General features: G+C 62.9%; 12 protein-coding genes. 9 read left to right on the top strand and 3 right to left on the bottom strand.

Annotated elements, in window-relative coordinates; all coding sequences use genetic code 11:
- The first annotated feature begins 306 nt into the window (after window positions 1-306).
- The 6 genes from fadB (at window position 307) to CAG41_RS10980 (ending at window position 7,762) form a co-directional block, all read left to right on the top strand.
- Window positions 307-2,454 carry a fatty acid oxidation complex subunit alpha FadB gene (fadB, locus tag CAG41_RS11005; protein ID WP_085584569.1) on the top strand — a complete coding sequence of 716 codons (2,148 nt, stop codon included), beginning with the start codon at window positions 307-309 and terminating at the stop codon, window positions 2,452-2,454.
- Between the two features lie 30 nt (window positions 2,455-2,484).
- A complete protein-coding gene (gene fadA, locus CAG41_RS11000) occupies window positions 2,485-3,660 on the top strand; it encodes an acetyl-CoA C-acyltransferase FadA (protein WP_085584567.1) in 1,176 nt (391 codons plus the stop codon).
- 96 nt (window positions 3,661-3,756) lie between these two features.
- Window positions 3,757-3,993 (top strand): DUF1653 domain-containing protein, encoded by a 237-nt coding sequence (locus tag CAG41_RS10995; protein ID WP_085584565.1) that lies wholly within the window; start codon window positions 3,757-3,759, stop codon window positions 3,991-3,993.
- Between the two features lie 114 nt (window positions 3,994-4,107).
- A complete protein-coding gene (gene topA / locus CAG41_RS10990; protein WP_085584563.1) occupies window positions 4,108-6,738 on the top strand; it encodes a type I DNA topoisomerase in 2,631 nt (876 codons plus the stop codon).
- A 159-nt stretch (window positions 6,739-6,897) separates the two neighbouring features.
- Window positions 6,898-7,422 carry a DUF6586 family protein gene (locus CAG41_RS10985; protein WP_085584561.1) on the top strand — a complete coding sequence of 175 codons (525 nt, stop codon included), beginning with the start codon at window positions 6,898-6,900 and terminating at the stop codon, window positions 7,420-7,422.
- A 106-nt stretch (window positions 7,423-7,528) separates the two neighbouring features.
- Window positions 7,529-7,762, top strand: coding sequence for a hypothetical protein (locus CAG41_RS10980; RefSeq protein ID WP_003226592.1), 234 nt, complete (start codon window positions 7,529-7,531; stop codon window positions 7,760-7,762).
- Between the two features lie 67 nt (window positions 7,763-7,829).
- Here CAG41_RS10980 and sulA read toward each other — a convergent pair whose 3' ends face one another.
- Both sulA and lexA read right to left on the bottom strand, forming a co-directional pair.
- Window positions 7,830-8,303 (bottom strand): SOS-induced cell division inhibitor SulA, encoded by a 474-nt coding sequence (sulA, locus tag CAG41_RS10975; protein WP_085640673.1) that lies wholly within the window; start codon window positions 8,301-8,303, stop codon window positions 7,830-7,832.
- Window positions 8,304-8,313: 10 nt separating this feature from the next.
- The gene (gene lexA, locus CAG41_RS10970) at window positions 8,314-8,922 is read right to left on the bottom strand and encodes a transcriptional repressor LexA (RefSeq protein WP_085584557.1); all 609 of its coding nucleotides are present in this window, start codon (window positions 8,920-8,922) and stop codon (window positions 8,314-8,316) included.
- A 229-nt stretch (window positions 8,923-9,151) separates the two neighbouring features.
- On the opposite strand from lexA, the gene CAG41_RS10965 reads away from it, so the two are divergent.
- From CAG41_RS10965 to CAG41_RS10955, 3 genes are all read left to right on the top strand, one after another.
- A complete protein-coding gene (locus CAG41_RS10965) occupies window positions 9,152-9,859 on the top strand; it encodes a TetR/AcrR family transcriptional regulator (RefSeq protein ID WP_085584555.1) in 708 nt (235 codons plus the stop codon).
- A 168-nt stretch (window positions 9,860-10,027) separates the two neighbouring features.
- Window positions 10,028-11,026, top strand: a complete 999-nt coding sequence (gene nagZ, locus CAG41_RS10960; RefSeq protein WP_170930279.1) for a beta-N-acetylhexosaminidase — start codon at window positions 10,028-10,030, stop codon at window positions 11,024-11,026.
- A gap of 12 nt (window positions 11,027-11,038) precedes the next feature.
- On the top strand, window positions 11,039-11,776 hold the full coding sequence (locus CAG41_RS10955) for an S-methyl-5'-thioinosine phosphorylase (protein WP_085584551.1): 738 nt from the start codon (window positions 11,039-11,041) through the stop codon (window positions 11,774-11,776).
- Between the two features lie 161 nt (window positions 11,777-11,937).
- Here CAG41_RS10955 and CAG41_RS10950 read toward each other — a convergent pair whose 3' ends face one another.
- On the bottom strand, window positions 11,938-14,628 hold the full coding sequence (locus CAG41_RS10950; RefSeq protein ID WP_085584549.1) for a DEAD/DEAH box helicase: 2,691 nt from the start codon (window positions 14,626-14,628) through the stop codon (window positions 11,938-11,940).
- Window positions 14,629-14,635: the final 7 nt, after the last annotated feature.

The following is a 14,635-nucleotide window of genomic DNA, read 5'->3' as shown; positions in this document are numbered from 1 at the left end:
TGAATGTACTCACATGCAACCGTGAGCGGTGGCCTGTGTCCTACGGAAATGACCGTAAGGTCGCGTTTGAACCGGTATTTCGGGCGATTGACAATTGTCGGAAATTCCGTGAATGTGGCGTACCCAAATCAAACGGGCGTATGAATTGAGCGTTTGTATTGCAGACTGCTCCTACAGATTCCCGACTATCGCGTTGGCGGGTGTGCCGGGTGGATTGGCGTCAGCATCGACGAAAAAAACGTCCTGCGAGCCGGTTGCCTGCGTCCGACGTGTACTGTTCAGCTTCCATATCGTGGAGATCAGTTGATGATTTACGAAGGTAAAGCCATCACGGTTAAAGCTCTTGAAAGTGGCATCGTCGAATTGAATTTCGACCTCAAGGGTGAGTCCGTCAACAAGTTCAACCGTCTTACCCTGAACGAACTGCGTCAGGCCGTGGACACCATCAAGGCAGATGCTTCGATCAAGGGCGTGATCGTCAGCAGTGGCAAGGACGTCTTCATCGTCGGCGCCGACATCACCGAATTTGTCGACAACTTCAAGCTGCCGGATGCCGAGCTGGTTGCTGGCAATCTCGAAGCCAACAAGATCTTCAGCGATTTCGAAGACCTCAACGTGCCGACCGTGGCCGCGATCAACGGCATCGCCTTGGGCGGCGGTCTGGAAATGTGCCTGGCGGCCGATTACCGCGTCATGTCCACCAAGGCCAAGATCGGTCTGCCGGAAGTCAAGCTGGGCATTTACCCGGGCTTCGGCGGCACCGTGCGCCTGCCGCGCCTGATCGGTGCCGACAACGCCATCGAGTGGATCGCCGCCGGCAAGGAAAACCGTCCTGAAGACGCGCTGAAGGTCGGCGCCGTCGACGCGGTGGTCGCTCCCGAGAAGCTGCACGACGCCGCTGTGCAACTGATCAAGCGCGCCATCTCCGGCGAGTTCGACTTCAAGGCCAAGCGTCAGCCGAAGCTGGACAAGCTCAAGCTCAACGCCATCGAGCAGATGATGGCTTTCGAAACCGCCAAGGGTTTCGTGGCCGGTCAGGCCGGTCCGAACTACCCGGCCCCGGTCGAAGCGATCAAGACCATCCAGAAAGCCGCGAACTTCGGTCGCGACAAGGCCCTGGAAGTCGAAGCCGCCGGCTTCGTCAAACTGGCCAAGACCTCCGCTGCGCAGAGCCTGATCGGCCTGTTCCTGAACGATCAGGAACTGAAGAAAAAGGCCAAGGCCTACGATGAGATCGCCCAGGACGTGAAGCAGGCCGCCGTATTGGGCGCCGGCATCATGGGTGGCGGCATCGCCTATCAGTCGGCCTCCAAAGGCACGCCGATCCTGATGAAGGACATCAACGAGCACGGCATCGAGCAAGGCCTGGCCGAAGCGGCCAAGCTGCTGGTGAGCCGCGTCGACAAGGGTCGCATGACCGCAGCGAAGATGGCTGAAGTGCTCAACGGCATCCGTCCTACGCTGTCCTACGGCGATTTCGGCCACGTCGATCTGGTGGTCGAAGCGGTCGTCGAGAACCCGAAGGTCAAGCAAGCCGTGCTGGCCGAAGTGGAAGACCAGGTCAAGGAGGACACCATCCTGGCGTCCAACACCTCGACCATTTCCATCAGCCTGCTGGCCAAGGCCCTCAAGCGTCCGGAAAACTTCGTCGGCATGCACTTCTTCAACCCGGTGCACATGATGCCGCTGGTGGAAGTGATCCGTGGCGAGAAGTCCAGTGAGCTGGCCGTCGCCACCACCGTTGCCTACGCCAAGAAAATGGGCAAGAACCCGATCGTCGTCAACGACTGCCCGGGCTTCCTGGTCAACCGCGTGCTGTTCCCGTACTTCGGCGGTTTCGCGAAGCTGGTCAGCGCCGGCGTGGACTTCGTGCGCATCGACAAGGTCATGGAAAAGTTCGGCTGGCCGATGGGCCCGGCCTACCTGATGGACGTGGTCGGCATCGACACCGGCCACCACGGCCGTGACGTGATGGCTGACGGCTTCCCTGACCGCATGAAGGACGACCGTCGTTCGGCCGTGGACGTGCTGTACGAAGCCAAGCGCCTGGGCCAGAAGAACGGCAAGGGCTTCTACGCCTACGAGGCCGACAAGAAAGGCAAGCAGAAGAAGGTCGCCGACCCGTCGGTGCTCGAAGTGCTCAAGCCGATCGTCTACGAGCAGCGCGAAGTCACCGACGAAGACATCATCAACTGGATGATGATCCCGCTGTGCCTGGAAACCGTTCGTTGCCTGGAAGACGGCATCGTCGAAACCGCCGCCGAAGCCGATATGGGCCTGGTCTACGGCATCGGTTTCCCTCCATTCCGTGGCGGTGCGCTGCGCTACATCGATTCGATCGGTGTTGCCGAGTTCGTTGCCCTGGCCGACCAGTACGCTGACTTGGGCGCGCTGTACCACCCGACCGCGAAGCTGCGCGAAATGGCCAAGAACGGCCAGAGCTTCTTCGGTTAAGCGCCCCCAAACTAGAGTGAGAGTGAACGTATGAGCTTGAATCCTAGAGACGTCGTGATCGTCGACTTCGGTCGTACTCCGATGGGCCGCTCCAAGGGCGGCATGCACCGCAACACCCGCGCCGAAGACATGTCGGCGCACCTGATCAGCAAACTGCTGGAACGCAACACCAAGGTCGACCCGGCGGAAGTCGAGGACGTGATCTGGGGCTGCGTGAACCAGACCCTGGAGCAAGGCTGGAACATCGCGCGCATGGCGTCGCTGATGACCCAGATCCCGCACACCTCGGCCGGCCAGACCGTCAGCCGCCTGTGCGGTTCGTCGATGAGCGCCCTGCACACCGCAGCGCAAGCGATCATGACCGGCAACGGTGACGTGTTCGTGGTGGGCGGCGTCGAGCATATGGGTCACGTGAGCATGATGCACGGCGTCGATCCGAACCCGCACATGTCGCTGTACGCGGCCAAGGCTTCGGGCATGATGGGCCTGACGGCCGAAATGCTCGGCAAGATGCACGGCATCACCCGTGAACAGCAGGACGCCTTCGGCCTGCGCTCCCACCAGCTCGCCCACAAGGCGACCGTTGAGGGCAAGTTCAAGGATGAGATCATCCCGATGCAGGGCTACGACGAGAACGGTTTCCTGAAAACCTTCGACTACGACGAAACCATTCGTCCGGAAACCACCCTGGAAAGCCTGGCGACCCTGAAGCCGGCCTTCAACCCGAAGGGCGGCACCGTGACGGCGGGCACTTCGTCGCAGATCACCGACGGTGCCTCGTGCATGATCGTGATGTCGGCGCAGCGCGCACAGGATCTGGGCATCCAGCCGATGGCGGTGATCCGTTCGATGGCGGTGGCGGGCGTGGACCCGGCGATCATGGGCTACGGCCCGGTGCCGGCCACGCAGAAAGCCCTGAAGCGTGCGGGCCTGGGCATCAATGACATCGACTTCTTCGAGCTCAACGAAGCGTTCGCGGCACAGGCCCTGCCAGTGCTCAAAGACCTGAAAGTGCTCGACAAGATGAACGAGAAGGTTAACCTGCACGGCGGCGCGATCGCCCTGGGTCACCCGTTCGGTTGCTCCGGTGCACGGATTTCCGGCACCTTGCTCAACGTGATGAAGCAGAATGGCGGCACCTTCGGGGTGGCCACCATGTGCATTGGTCTTGGCCAAGGCATCTCCACCGTCTTCGAACGCGTTTAAGCGACTCGTCGACGGAAGCCGGGGCCCAGTGCCCCGGTTTTTGTTTTTGCGGTTTTTTTGTTTTTATTTTGAAAAGATTTGAGTGAGGGCCGAAGCATGCCGATACAACCTGGGCTGTACCAGCATTACAAAGGTCCGCAGTACCGCGTATTCAGTGTCGCGCGGCATTCCGAGACCGAAGAGGAAGTGGTCTTTTACCAAGCCCTGTATGGCGATTACGGCTTCTGGGTACGTCCCTTGAGCATGTTTCTGGAGTCCGTCGAGGTTGACGGCGAGCAGGTGCCACGCTTTGCTTTGGTGCAGGCCGAACCGAGCATTTTTACCGGGCCGTGAGGCGAGTGCGCGCAGAACCCTGCGCTTGACCTCACCTTGTAGCCACTATATATAGCGGTGCCGCGTCAGGCGCCAACCGCCTTTCACTTCTAGAATTCAGGAATTTTCCGATCCATGGGCAAATCGCTGGTCATTGTGGAATCCCCGGCTAAGGCCAAGACCATCAACAAGTATCTGGGCAACCAATACGTGGTGAAGTCGAGTATCGGCCATATCCGAGACCTGCCCACCAGCGGTTCGGCTAGCGCCACCAAGGAGCCTGCCGCCAAGCGCGGCAAGGCCGCCGCCGGCGAGGCCCCCGCGCTGTCGCCGAAGGAAAAGGCGCGCAAGCAGCTGGTTTCGCGCATGGGTGTGGATCCCGACCACGGCTGGAAAGCCAAGTACGAGATCCTTCCGGGCAAGGAAAAGGTCATCGAAGAGCTGCGCCGCCTCGCCAAGGACGCCGACACCATCTATCTGGCGACGGACTTGGACCGCGAAGGGGAAGCCATTGCCTGGCACCTGCGCGAAGCCATCGGCGGTGACGACAGCCGCTACAAGCGCGTGGTGTTCAACGAAATCACCAAGAAGGCGATCCAGGACGCCTTCTCGGAGCCGGGCGAGCTCGACATCGACCGCGTCAATGCCCAGCAGGCCCGCCGTTTCCTCGACCGCGTCGTCGGCTACATGGTTTCGCCGCTGCTGTGGGCCAAGATCGCCCGTGGCCTGTCCGCCGGCCGCGTGCAGTCGGTGGCGGTGAAGCTGGTGGTCGAGCGCGAGCGTGAGATCCGTGCCTTCAACCCGGAAGAGTACTGGGAGGTGCACGCTGACCTCGGCACCGCCAAGGGCTCCACCGTGCGCTTCGAAGTGGCCCGCGAAAAGGGTGAAGCCTTCAAGCCGCTGAACGAGGCCCAGACCCTGGCCGCGCTGGAGAAGCTCAAGGCGTCCAGCTACAGCATCGTCAAGCGCGAAGACAAGCCGACCAGCAGCAAGCCGTCGGCGCCGTTCATCACCTCCACCCTGCAGCAGGCCGCGAGCAACCGCCTGGGCTTCGGCGTGAAGAAGACCATGATGATGGCTCAGCGCTTGTATGAGGCCGGCTACATCACCTATATGCGTACCGACTCCACCAACCTGTCGGCCGATGCCGTGGCGATGGCGCGCACCTACATCGAAAGCGAGTTCGGCAAGAAGTACCTGCCGGAGTCGCCGAACGTCTACAGCAGCAAGGAAGGCGCCCAGGAGGCTCACGAAGCGATCCGTCCGTCCGATGCCAACACCGTACCGAGCAAGCTGTCGGGCATGGAGCGCGACGCCGAGCGCCTCTACGAGCTGATCTGGCGCCAGTTCCTGGCCTGCCAGATGCTTCCGGCGCAGTACCTGTCGACCACCGTCAGCGTGGCGGCCGGCGACTTCGAGCTGCGCGCCAAGGGCCGCATCCTCAAGTTCGACGGCTACACCCGGGTCCTGCCGCAGATCGCCAAGCCCGGCGATGACGACGTGCTGCCGGACATGGCTCAAGGCGACGCGATGAAGCTGATCAAGCTCGATCCGTCCCAGCACTTCACCAAGCCGCCGGCCCGCTATTCGGAAGCCAGCCTGGTCAAGGAAATGGAAAAGCGCGGCATCGGCCGTCCGTCGACTTATGCGGCGATCATTTCGACCATTCAGGATCGCGGTTACGTGACCCTGCATAACCGTCGTTTCTATTCGGAAAAGATGGGCGACATCGTCACCGAACGTCTCTCGGAGAGCTTCTCGAACCTCATGGACTACGGTTTCACCGCCGGCATGGAAGAGAACCTCGACGACGTGGCCGAAGGTGAGCGCGACTGGAAGAACGTGCTGGACGAGTTCTACGGCGACTTCAAGAAGAAGCTTGAGGTGGCAGAGAACCCGGACAGCGGCATGCGCGCCAACCAGCCCGTGATGACCGACATTCCGTGCCAGACCTGCGGCCGTCCGATGCAGATCCGTACTGCGTCCACGGGTGTGTTCCTCGGCTGCTCGGGCTACAGCCTGCCGCCGAAGGAACGCTGCAAGGCCACCGTCAACCTGGTGCCGGGCGACGAAATCGCGGCGGACGACGAGGGCGAATCGGAGTCCCTGGTGCTGCGCGGCAAGCATCGCTGCCCGATCTGCAGCACAGCGATGGACGCCTACCTGCTCGACGAGAAGCGCAAGCTGCACATCTGCGGCAACAACCCGGATTGCGCCGGCTACGAGATCGAAGAGGGCAGCTACCGCATCAAGGGCTATGAAGGCCCGAGCCTGGAATGCGACAAGTGCGGCAGCGAGATGCAGCTCAAGACCGGTCGTTTCGGCAAGTTCTTCGGTTGCACCAATGCGACCTGCAAGAACACCCGCAAGCTGCTCAAGAGCGGTGACGCGGCGCCGCCGAAGATGGACCCGGTGAAGATGCCTGAGCTCAAGTGCGAAAAGGTCGATGATACCTACATCCTGCGCGACGGTGCTTCCGGTCTGTTCCTGGCCGCCAGCCAGTTCCCGAAGAACCGCGAGACGCGCGCGCCGCTGGTGCTTGAGATCCTGCCGCACAAGGACGAGATCGATCCGAAGTACCACTTCCTGTGCGAAGCGCCGCAGAAAGACCCTGACGGCCTGCCGACGGTGATCCGTTACAGCCGCAAGACCAAGGAGCAGTACGTGCAGTCCGAAGTGGACAGCAAGCCGACCGGCTGGAAGGCGTACTACGACGGCGGCAAGTGGACGGTCGAAGACAAGCGCCCGGCGAAAGCCAAGGCTTGATCGGGCAATAGCCCGGCATTGTCGCGATCTGAACGCGAAGGCCGGATGGAACCCAAGGTTTCATCCGGCCTTTCTGTTTTGTGCTTGCGGACGCATCGGATGATCCATGACACTGTCCGACCTGTGTGACGCAATCATTTCGATGTGGGGACTGCCGGCATGGCACATGAGCTCTATACCCGTACCAACCAGAAAATCTATTTTGCCGGTTTGTCGCTGGAGGCCTTGGCCAGGGCCGAAGAAGGGCGGGCCATGAACGCGTTGGCGTTGATCCAGGCCGGGCGCGAGTCGGCGCTGTTTCACCTGTACGGTGCGTTGCTGGGGCTCTGCCATGAGATCGCCGGTTTCTACCGGCTGCCGCAGGCAGGTGCGTCACGGGCGGAAGCGTTGCTGAACCGCGATGTGCTGGAGTCGATCGCGATTCCGGAACTGGCCGAGATGATCGAGCTGGCGGGCAATCCGGAAACCTGGCTGGCGAAGCTGCTGGCTGCGCATTCGGCCATGTTCCAGCCGCCTCGGGTGCCGCACAAGCCCAAGGGGGATGTGACGCAGCCGTTGATTCAGGCGGTTAACCTGGATGAGGAAGAGGCGCCTGCAGAGCTGGGCCGGGAAGAGTTGGAAGCCTGGCGGCAGAATCTCAAGGAATTGGCGATTCGCTTCCGCGAAGGACTGAACGAGTGCTGACGGGCTGCGGGGCACGGGTGGCAGCCAACATGCTGCTGGTCAAGATCCCGAGCGAAGCCTTGACGATCTCTATATAATCGCTGCCTTTCGTGGAGAACAGACCCATATGCCAACGTCCTTTCTAGAGATTGTCGAGTTACCAGACGGCCGAATCGAACTGCGCAGGGCCGAAGATGAAGGCTCCCTGGTGACTCTGGATTTCTCCGAGGATGCCAAGGCGTTCCTTCAGGGTCAGCACGTGGAAATCGCCAAGGCGATGCTCAGCGTCGGTGTCCAGATGGCAGGTCGCATGGTCGAAGGCGAGTTCGACAAAGAGGAAGGGCCACGGGTTCTGCATTGATCCCGTCGGTCGGGCTTCTCTGTCCCTGGAGAGGCCCGGAGCTTGAAACAGAGCGTTCCTCGCTCAGTCAACCCAATCGAATGTTCAGGCTTTGAGCGTCCCCGGCACGGGCGGCGCCGATAAGCTGTTGTCGTGAGCCAGGGCTGAGAGGGTTGAGCCAGGTGACCACGGTGTGGCTGCGCCCCAGGCGCAATGCCTCACAGGCCAGTTGCTGAGCGCTTTGGGCGCCGCGTGGTTGCAGCAGCAGGATCCGTTCGCGGTTCAGGCCGGCATCCCGCAGCCAGGCCTGGGTCAGGCTTGCGGGTGGCGCGATCAAGGTCAGCCAGCGGGCGTCCTGCTCTTCGCTCAGGTCACGAAGAATGGGGGCCAGCAGGTTCAGGCAGTTCCCGGCAGCGCCTCGCAGTGACAGTTCGCTGAAGGCTTCGGGGGCGGCATTCCAGGGACGCTCGACGATGTCCTTCAGGACTGGCGCCATCGGTTGCGCCAAAAAAGCTTCGAACAATGGCAGTTGGGTTTGCTGAGGTGTGTGAGGGAACTGCATACAGCCTCCTTTAGCGGCGGATCACGCCGACACTCAAACCTTCGATGACCAGTTCCTGGTCCTGGAGGTTGACTTCGATAGGGGCGAACTCAGGGTTTTCGGCGATCAGCCAGACCTTGCTGCCGTCGCGCTTGAAACGCTTGACGGTCACTTCGTCACCGATCCGGGCCACGACGATCTGGCCGTTGCGGGCCTCCCGGGTGGTGTGAACCGCCAGCAGGTCACCGTCGAAAATGCCGATGTCCTTCATGCTCATGCCGTGCACGCGCAGCAGATAGTCGGCGCGCGGATGGAAGAAGGCAGGATTGATGTTGCAGGACTCTTCGATATGTTGCTGGGCCAGGATGGGGGCGCCGGCAGCCACGCGGCCGATGATCGGCAGTGTGGATTCGTCGACCTTGGCTTCGAAATCGGGAATGCGGATGCCGCGGGAAGCGCCGGGCGTCATCTCGATCGCGCCCTTGCGGGCCAGGGCCTTGAGGTGTTCCTCGGCGGCGTTGGGGGACTTGAAGCCCAGTTCCTGAGCGATTTCCGCGCGGGTCGGCGGGTAGCCGTTGTCTTCGAGGCAGCGTTTGATAAAGGCCAGAATCTCGGCTTGGCGTGGCGTCAGCTTAAGCATATTGATCGCTCTGTCTTTTTATACAGTGACTGGGATTATATACAGTGGGAGAGGCTTGGCAATGCTCGTTTTTCGGCAGCCCGCCGGACGGTCGGCGACGGCGCCCGTCAAAGGCGCGGCCTTGTGTGGTTAAATACCTGACCGACCGTTCTCAAAACGAACCGGCAGGCTTGACAAGGCATGGGCTGAAACGTATGTTTCAAACAAGTGTTTGTCAGGCGGAGTAGCCATGGCCCAGTCGGAAACCGTTGAACGCATTCTCGATGCTGCCGAGCAATTGTTCGCGGAGAAAGGTTTCGCCGAAACCTCGTTGCGTTTGATCACCAGCAAGGCCGGGGTCAACCTGGCGGCGGTGAATTACCATTTCGGTTCCAAGAAGGCGCTCATCCAGGCGGTCTTCTCCCGGTTCCTCGGGCCGTTCTGCATCAGCCTCGACAAGGAGCTGGAGCGCCGCCAGGCCAAGCCGGAGCACAAGGCATCCCTTGAGGAACTGCTGGAGATCCTGGTCGAGCAGGCCCTGGTGGTCCAGCCCCGCAGCGGCAACGACCTGTCGATCTTCATGCGCTTGCTGGGCCTGGCCTTCAGCCAGAGCCAGGGGCACCTGCGCCGTTACCTCGAAGACATGTACGGCAAGGTGTTCCGCCGCTACATGCTGCTGGTCAACGAGGCCGCTCCGCGCATTCCGCCCATCGAGCTGTTCTGGCGCGTGCATTTCATGCTCGGTGCCGCCGCGTTCAGCATGTCCGGGATCAAGGCGTTGCGCGCCATCGCCGAAACCGATTTCGGCATCAACACGTCCATCGAGCAGGTGATGCGTCTGATGGTGCCGTTCCTCGCCGCCGGCATGCGCGCCGAAAGCGGCGTCACCGATGACGCCATGGCCGCCGCGCAACTGCGCCCCCGCAGCAAAACCGCCCCGGTGGCCGCCAAGGCCTGACCAAACGGGTGGGCGCGGCGGCGGACATCCGCTAAGCTAGCCGCCCATGCCGACTCTCGTTCTGAACCCGTTCCCCGATGAAATCGCCGACCCGCCGGGCAATGCCCCGGGCGGCGGTTGTCCGTGGAGCGAGTTTTTCGTTATCAAGGAATTCCTATGACTGCTGGCCTGCAAGGCTCGTTGATGGTGGACGTCGCCGGTACCTGGCTGACGGCCGAAGATCGCCAACTGTTGCGTCAGCCCGAAGTGGGCGGCCTGATCATTTTCGCCCGCAACATCGAACACCCGCGTCAGGTGCGGGAGCTGAGCGCGGCGATCCGCGCGGTGCGTCCCGACCTGTTGCTGGCGGTGGACCAGGAGGGCGGCCGGGTGCAGCGTCTGCGTCAGGGCTTCGTGCGGCTGCCGGCCATGCGGGCGATCGCCGATAACCCGAACGCCGAATACCTGGCCGAACAGTGCGGCTGGGTCATGGCCACCGAAGTGCTGGCGGTGGGGCTCGACCTGAGCTTCGCGCCGGTGCTCGACCTGGATCACCAGCGTAGCGCCGTGGTGGGCACCCGTTCCTTCGAAGGGGATCCCGAGCGTGCCGCGCTGCTGGCCGGCGCCTTCATCCGCGGCATGAACAGCGCCGGGATGGCGGCCACCGGCAAGCACTTTCCCGGCCATGGCTGGGCTGAGGCGGACTCCCACGTGGCGATTCCGAACGATGAGCGCAGCCTCGACGAGATCCGCGCCAAGGATCTGGTGCCTTTCGCCAAGCTGATCAAACAGTTGGCCGCCGTAATGCCGGCCCACGTCATTTACCCACAGGTCGACGCGCAGCCGGCCGGGTTCTCCCGTCGCTGGCTGCAGGACATCCTGCGCGGCGAGCTGCAGTTCGACGGCGTGATCTTCAGCGACGACCTGTCAATGGCCGGCGCCCATGTGGTGGGCGATGCCGCCAGCCGAATCGAGGCGGCGCTCAGCGCGGGTTGCGACATGGGCCTGGTGTGCAACGACCGCGCCGCCGCCGAGCTCGCCCTGAGCGCGGCGCAGCGCCTGAAGGTCAAGCCGTCCGCACGCATTGCCAGGATGCGCGGGCAGGCGTTCGCCAGCACCGACTACCGTCAGGATCCGCGCTGGCTCACCGCCCTCGGCGCGCTCAAAGACGCTCAACTGATTGATTAAGGATTCTTCGCTATGACGGTTTACGCGATTATCGGCGGCACCGGGCTGACCCAGCTGGAAGGCTTGAGCATCCGCCGCTCGCTGGCGCTGGACACGCCCTATGGAGCGCCCTCGGCCGAGGTGCAGATCGGTGAGTACGCCGGCAAGGAAGTGCTGTTCCTGGCCCGCCACGGCCACCCGCACCGTTTCCCGCCGCACAAGGTCAACTACCGCGCCAACCTGTGGGCGCTGAAGCAGGCCGGCGCCGAAGCGATCATCGCGGTCAACGCCGTGGGCGGGATCCATCCGGCAATGGGCACCGGGCATTTCTGCGTGCCGCACCAGATCGTGGATTACACCAGCGGCCGGGAGCACACCTTCTTCGCCGATGACCTGGAGCATGTCACCCACATCGACTTCAGCTTTCCCTACAGCGAGCCGCTGCGCCAGCAGTTGATTGCCGCGCTGGCGGCCGAGGGCTGCGAATACAGCGACCAAGGCGTCTATGCCTGCACGCAGGGCCCGCGCCTGGAAACCGTGGCGGAAATCGTGCGCCTGGAGCGTGACGGCTGCGACATCGTCGGCATGACCGGCATGCCGGAAGCCGCGCTGGCCCGTGAGCTGGAACTGGACTACGCCTGTCTGTCGCTGGTGGTGAACCCGGCGGCGGGCAAGACCACGGCGGTCATCACCATGGCCGAGATCGAGCAGGCGCTGCACGACGGCATGGGCAAGGTGAAATCGACACTGGCGCGGGTGCTCAAGGGCTGAATCCGGCCCTGCGCCGCGTTGCAGTTCATGGATCCCGTGGGCAGCCGAAATCCCTGTGGGAGCCAGCCTGCTGGCGATGGCGTCAGTGAGGACACCGCCGGTGCCGGCCTCATCGCTTGCAGGCAAACGCCCACAGGGGTTGCCCGCAAGCGTTCAAGGCCCTAGCGCTTGTCGAACTTGTCCGGCAACGGCGCAAACAACGCTTCGATGTCATCGTTCTGCAGCTTCCAGTCTCCGGCCTTGCGCCCATCCAGCACGCCGGCCGCCAGGTCGGACTTTTCTTTCTGCAGGTGCTGAATCTTCTCTTCGACGGTGCCCCGGGCAATCATCTTGTAGACGAACACCGGCTTTTCCTGGCCGATCCGGTAGGCGCGGTCGGTGGCCTGGTTTTCCGTTGCCGGGTTCCACCACGGGTCGTAGTGAATCACCGTGTCCGCTTCGGTCAGGTTCAACCCGACGCCCCCAGCCTTCAGGCTGATCAGAAAGATCTGACGCTTGCCGCTCTGGAATTCCTTCACCGGCGTGCGCCGGTCCCGGGTCTGGCCGGTCAGCAGCGCGTAATCCACCTTGCGTTTCTTCAGTTCGTCTTCGATCAGCGACAGCATCGAGGTGAACTGCGAGAACAGCAGGATCCGCCGGCCCTCGTCGAGCAGTTCCTCCAGCATCTCCATCAGGCTGTCCAGCTTGCCCGACGTGCTGCCTCGGGCGGGCGGGGCGGCGTCGCTGACCAGGCGCAGGTCGCAGCAGACCTGACGCAGCTTGAGCAGGGCTTCGAGGATGATGATCTGGCTGCGCGCCACGCCTTTGCGGGTGATCTCGTCGCGGACTTTCTTGTCCATCGCCAGGCGCATGGTTTCGTACACGTCGCGCTGGGCTTCGTTGAGTTCGACCCAGTGGATGATCTCGGTCTTGGGCGGCAGCTCGGTCGCCACCTGTTCTTTGGTGCGGCGCAGCAGGAACGGCTTTATCCGACCGTTGAGGTGCGAAAGCCTGACTTCGCTGGCGCGCTTTTCGATCGGCACCCGGTAATCGGCATTGAAGCTTTTGACGTCGCCGAGCCAGCCGGGCAGCAGGAAGTGGAACAGCGACCACAGTTCGCCCAGATGGTTTTCCAGCGGCGTGCCGCTCAGGCACAGGCGCTGGCGGGCGTTCAGCTCACGGGCGGCCTGGGCAGCCTTGCTGCCGGGGTTCTTGATGTATTGCGCCTCGTCCAGCACCAGCACATGCAGCGGTTGCCGGACGAGGTGCTCGATGTCCTTGGGCAGCAGCGCGTAGGTGGTGAGGATCAGATCGTAATCCTCCAGGTGCCCGAAGTGCTTTTTGCGGCCGGCGCCGTACAGCGCGAGCACCTTGAGCTGCGGAGTGAAGTGCGCCGCCTCGTCGAGCCAGTTCGGGATCAGGCTGGTGGGCATCACCACCATGCTCGGGCGATCCAGGCGTCCGGCGTTCTTTTCGCAGAGGATGTGCGCCAGTGTCTGCAGGGTCTTGCCCAGGCCCATGTCGTCCGCGAGGATCCCGCCGACCTCCAACTGACGCAGCGACTGCATCCAGCTCAGGCCTTCGAGCTGATAGGGACGCAGCGTCGCGTTCAGGCCTTTGGGCGCCTTGGCGGAGTAGTCGCGGATGTCGCGCAGGCGCTGGGCGAAACTGCGGATCTGCTCGCCGCCTTCCCACAGCAGCGGCAGGCCTTCCAGCGAATTGAGCCGGGTGGCGTCGGCCTTGCTCAGGCGCAGGGCGGTTTCGCCCGGTTCCTGCAGATAGAACTCGCCGAGCGTCGCCAGCACCGGTTTCAGTCGGCCCAGGGGCAGGGCCACTTGCAGGGGGCCATGCTCGCTGTTGCGCTGGGGGATGTTCACCAGGATCAATTCGTCGTCGCGCCGGCGGGCGAGACGTTCCGGGTTGAGAATCTCCGTGTGCGAGCGCATCAGGTTGAGCAGGATCGGCAGCAGGCTCAGGCGTTCGCCGTTGACGATGATCCCCAGTTCCAGGTCGAACCAGTCGCGCTCGGGCGTCTGTTCGACGGTGGCGTACCAATCGTCGACGGCGGTGAGGTCGAAGCCGAATTCGTCGTCGATCTGCAGCTCCCAGCCTTGGGTGCGCAGTTTCGGCAGGTCGTTGAGGGTGAAGGTCAGCCAGGCGCTGTCGTTGACCATCTCGTAGAGTTCGCCGGCGCTTTCGGGCAGGGCCTTGCTCTGCCGGGTGGCGATGCGGAACCCGAGGATGCGCAGTTGCTCGCGGTAGGTCTGCTCGATGTCCGGGTGGCGTTTGATCCGCAGCGTCTGCGCTTCCTGGCGGATCAGGATGTCGCTGTTCTTCTGCCCGCTGACGTACTCGTCCAGATAGCTGAACGACAGCGCCGCGCGGTGCTGAATGTAGCGCTGCATCTTGCCGTTGCGCGGCTCGAACGCGCTGAACTCGACGCTGGCCAGCCACAGGCGCGGCACCGGCTGGACATTGTCCACCAGCACTTGGGGCGGTGCCTTGGGGCTGCGGCTTTCGAGGACGGCCTGGAGTTTTTCCAGCAGTTCGGCGTCCTTCGCCGCCGCCGGGTACTCAAGGGTTTCCTGCACCTGCAAAAGGACCGCCGCGCAGTGTTTGCAGTTGCTGTGGACCGGGCAGGTGCACGTGGCGTCGACCATCAGCAGCGTGCCCTTTGCCGACTCGCGCAGGCGAATGATCTGACGGTAGACGTTGCCGCCGGAGCCTTCGCAGCTGGCGGTGATGGTGGCGTCGCCGGCCTCGACGATCCGCACCCGGTTTTCCAGCGCGTAGCGGCGGCCGCGTTCCAGGCTCTGTTCCTTGAACCGGCCGACCCAGGAGGGTGCCAGCGGTTTGCTCAGGGGCGATGGCATGACGACG

Origin of the sequence: Pseudomonas sp. B35(2017) (genome assembly GCF_002113645.1) — a bacterium.
GTDB classification, from domain to species: domain Bacteria; phylum Pseudomonadota; class Gammaproteobacteria; order Pseudomonadales; family Pseudomonadaceae; genus Aquipseudomonas; species Aquipseudomonas ekonensis.
The sequence above is the reverse complement of the archived record's forward strand: the minus strand, read 5'-3'. Positions and strand labels throughout refer to the sequence as shown.

Bases quoted from the DNA above. Each gene is read 5' to 3' on its own strand.
- CAG41_RS10965 (WP_085584555.1), top strand. From the start codon at position 9,152: ATGGCCCAGTCGGAAACCGTTGAACGCATTCTCGATGCTGCCGAGCAA.
- fadB (WP_085584569.1), top strand. From the start codon at position 307: ATGATTTACGAAGGTAAAGCCATCACGGTTAAAGCTCTTGAAAGTGGC.
- CAG41_RS10995 (WP_085584565.1), top strand. From the start codon at position 3,757: ATGCCGATACAACCTGGGCTGTACCAGCATTACAAAGGTCCGCAGTAC.
- CAG41_RS10980 (WP_003226592.1), top strand. From the start codon at position 7,529: ATGCCAACGTCCTTTCTAGAGATTGTCGAGTTACCAGACGGCCGAATC.
- CAG41_RS10955 (WP_085584551.1), top strand. From the start codon at position 11,039: ATGACGGTTTACGCGATTATCGGCGGCACCGGGCTGACCCAGCTGGAA.
- lexA (WP_085584557.1), bottom strand. From the start codon at position 8,922: ATGCTTAAGCTGACGCCACGCCAAGCCGAGATTCTGGCCTTTATCAAA.
- CAG41_RS10985 (WP_085584561.1), top strand. From the start codon at position 6,898: ATGGCACATGAGCTCTATACCCGTACCAACCAGAAAATCTATTTTGCC.
- topA (WP_085584563.1), top strand. From the start codon at position 4,108: ATGGGCAAATCGCTGGTCATTGTGGAATCCCCGGCTAAGGCCAAGACC.
- CAG41_RS10950 (WP_085584549.1), bottom strand. From the start codon at position 14,628: ATGCCATCGCCCCTGAGCAAACCGCTGGCACCCTCCTGGGTCGGCCGG.
- sulA (WP_085640673.1), bottom strand. From the start codon at position 8,303: ATGCAGTTCCCTCACACACCTCAGCAAACCCAACTGCCATTGTTCGAA.
- fadA (WP_085584567.1), top strand. From the start codon at position 2,485: ATGAGCTTGAATCCTAGAGACGTCGTGATCGTCGACTTCGGTCGTACT.